This window comes from Enterobacter sp. CM29, assembly GCF_013179605.1.
Classification (GTDB): Bacteria; Pseudomonadota; Gammaproteobacteria; order Enterobacterales; family Enterobacteriaceae; genus Enterobacter; species Enterobacter intestinihominis.
The window spans coordinates 1-2496 of record NZ_JABMCU010000312.1; the positions used below are offsets into that span (position 1 = coordinate 1).

The window sequence follows — 2496 nt, forward strand, 5'->3', positions numbered from 1 at the left end:
CAATCAGCTTTTTCTGGCGATCTTCGACTGTTTCCGCACGTTCGCCACCCAGCGCGTTACCTGCTCCGTTAGCGGCTCCGGCTCCGCTGCCAGATTGCTGGCTGGATTTAAGCTGACGGTCAAAAGGACTCTTAGGCGGCGTTGCCGCCGCCTCTTCCTGCTGCTTTGCCCTGCGGTTATTCAGAAGCTGCTGAAAGCGATCAGGGTCGTTGTCAGCACCCTGGGCATTCGCGGCTGGCTGTTCTACGGGCTTTTCATCATCTTTGCTTTTACGGGTAGCGATGTTGTAAATCATATTCGCAAGCAGTAACAATGCGATCAGGCCAACGGAGGCAATCAGGTAGGTCTGACCTTTTTTTCTGTACGTTGCGGGCTTCTCCTCAACGCGCTTCTGACGTTCTTCCATAATCAGGATTCCCCGTTAGTCGCGTTATCAGCACGTTCGATTTCCAGCTCCACGCCATCGAGCGTTAACGTAAATTTCGGGTAAATACCGGTCATAGAGTAAATAGCGTAAGCATCATCGTACTTGGTCGGTACTATCGCCTTTTTTCCACCTACTTCGGCCTGTACAGCCATCAGGCCACGGTTAGGCTGAGACAGACGGATATAGGTAAAGCGACCATCGTCGTATACATCCGCGACAATATTTTTACCCGCAAAACCCTTACCAGTGCTCCAGTTATAACGGGTGTAAATGTGATAGCGATATTTGCGCAGCGCATCGTAAACAGCCTGACGCTTATCAGTGTCGGCGCTCATTCTCATTTCGTTTAGCTGGTTACGCATATCACTAGCGTTAGCCCGACCTGCTGACGAGTAAGCATTAATAGCGGTGCGATCTGCGCGACTCAGAATATCGCCGTTACTGCCGCGAATAACTACACAGGGCTGATTGCGGGAAGAGGGAACACGGGTTCCCTCAATGTCGAGAGCTTTTCCGTTAGAAAGAAACACCGTTGCCATTGTTTTCTCTCCACCTGGTTCATCCGAAGTAGGGCGGATCAAAATTTGGTTAGCAGCACCGGCAACATCCCATAATAAGTTACTGTTGCGCGGTTCTGCGGTAACAATCTGTGTGCCTTCGGGTAATTGAACTCGCGTACCGAGATACAGCGCAGAATTAACTCGAAGAACCATGTTTTCTTTCCAGTTAACCAGCTTGCACTGCTCCGCTAATGAGCTGGCGGAATAGGCAAGGGTAGCAACCAGCGCCACAGATGAAAGAGTGAGTGTTTTTTTCAGTTTCATTTTCTTACCTATCCAGTTCTTGTTTTGACAAAATAACGAGTCCAAGCGGGTTGATATTCAGCCAGCTATTGCTTTTTTCACTAATGTTTTTCCTGTCCATAACAGTCCAGGTAATTCGCATCATGCGGGTTGTGGTATTGTTTTTACTAAGTTGTCCTCCAGGACGATATTTAGTTTCATCCCATGTAATTGTTGTCCTGACAATTGGCTTTTTCTCACCAGAGAAATCACCGCTAATCTGATCGTAGTGGTCGAGTTTGATATTAGAAATATCAACGCGATCTTGCTTGTCTGGATTATTCGCAATATCAGATGCTTTCTGAGCCGCGTTGAATGCGTTCTGATCGGTAAACTCAGTGAACAACGCATCCCCCATAAAAACACCCGCTTCGGCATAGTCTTGCCTGACAGTTTCAGGATGAACTTGAAAGCGAGAAGTAATAAACGAGTTCAGACCTGCATTTATTGCACGGATATAAATAGGTTGTTCATCTTCTGGATTAAATGGCTGAACGGTAGTTGAACCATCAGCCCACATTTTCACCCATACAACTTCATGAGAGTTTTTTGAAGATTCAACAGCTTGATTAGCTTGATGTGTATTATAAAGACTGAGAACTAACATACCGGCTACACCAATCATCAGCCAGGTTCTGTCTGTACGTAATACCGCAAGCCGAGATCGTCGAATGCTTCTATTACTCTTAATTACTTCTTTCTTATCCATTGGCATAGTCATTTACCTAAATTAGAGCGGCAACTGCTTTTACAGCGGCTGATTTAGCAACGCTGGTAACTGCATTACTTGCACTACCAACACCGGCGGCAAGCGTTTTGGCGAAGCCAAACGAACTGAATATCATTACGCATGAAATAATGCCGAATGCGATGATTGCAATTAACAGGCTTATATTGTCATCCGCTACGACAAGCGGCGCGGTAACGTCATAATTTGAGTTAATTAGTGCAGCGCCTGGATTCTCAAAGGAGCCAGCGACATTAATTGTGGCTTTCATTACCAGCATTGCGAGGATACAGGTAAGGCGTAGCAGTATTCCGCAAACACCGAAACCAACGAAGAACCTTACCCAGCCGTCAAATATTCGGCGTGTCCACGGTGCCACGAGGAAAGGTACAAACAGCACACCAATAATTCTGGCAAGCGCATATCCTAAAGTGACATATACATCTGCAAGGTAGAAAGCAACTTGCAATAACAGTGATACCACTCCCCAAATAATAGTT

The 2496-nt window shown here is 46.4% G+C and carries 3 protein-coding genes and 1 pseudogene; all 4 read right to left on the reverse strand.

The window, feature by feature from the left end:
• A pseudogene (locus tag HP459_RS22385) lies at positions 1-406 on the reverse strand (conjugal transfer protein TrbI); the annotation flags it as partial.
• A 2-nt stretch (positions 407-408) separates the two neighbouring features.
• Complete coding sequence (locus HP459_RS22390; protein WP_171936868.1) at positions 409-1251, reverse strand: TrbG/VirB9 family P-type conjugative transfer protein; 843 nt, start codon at positions 1249-1251, stop codon at positions 409-411.
• A gap of 4 nt (positions 1252-1255) precedes the next feature.
• Entirely contained in the window at positions 1256-1978 is a 723-nt protein-coding gene (locus tag HP459_RS22395; RefSeq protein WP_253939673.1) for a VirB8/TrbF family protein, read from the reverse strand.
• Between the two features lie 16 nt (positions 1979-1994).
• Positions 1995-2496: type IV secretion system protein (locus HP459_RS22400; protein WP_171936870.1), on the reverse strand; the 502-nt coding region annotated here is incomplete at its 5' end.